The organism is Paraburkholderia sp. SIMBA_053 (assembly GCF_046534895.1).
GTDB lineage: Bacteria > Pseudomonadota > Gammaproteobacteria > Burkholderiales > Burkholderiaceae > Paraburkholderia > Paraburkholderia caledonica.
This window is the reverse complement of record NZ_JAWRXU010000274.1, coordinates 1-341: the sequence shown is the minus strand read 5'-3', so window position 1 is coordinate 341 and position 341 is coordinate 1. Positions and strand designations below refer to the sequence as shown.

Annotated in this window: 1 protein-coding gene; it reads right to left on the bottom strand. The window is 64.5% G+C overall.

Features of this window, described 5'->3' with window-relative positions:
- Nucleotide 1: 1 nt before the first annotated feature.
- A partial coding sequence (locus tag SB753_RS35605; protein ID WP_410804784.1) for a trehalose-6-phosphate synthase occupies nt 2-341 on the bottom strand: 340 nt, incomplete at its 5' end.

Genomic DNA, 341 nt, shown 5'->3' with positions numbered 1-341 from the left:
GTCAGCCAGTCACGTCCTGTTCCACATGCTTCAACGCCTGCAGAAACGATGAACACCACCAGTGAACGTCGAGCTTGCGGATCCGGCTCAGCAGCGCCTCGTGCCGCTGGATCCGTTCTTCGAGGGGCATCGAGAGCGCACGCTGGATCGCCTCCGCCGTGCCCTGTGTGTCGTACGGATTGACGAGCAACGCCTCCTTCAGTTGCTCTGCGGCGCCCGCGAAGCGCGACAACACCAGCATCCCCGGGTCGGCCGGGTCCTGGGCGGCGATGAATTCCTTCGCGACCAGGTTCATCCCGTCGCGCAAAGGGGTGACCAGTGCCACCCGACTCGCGCGGTAT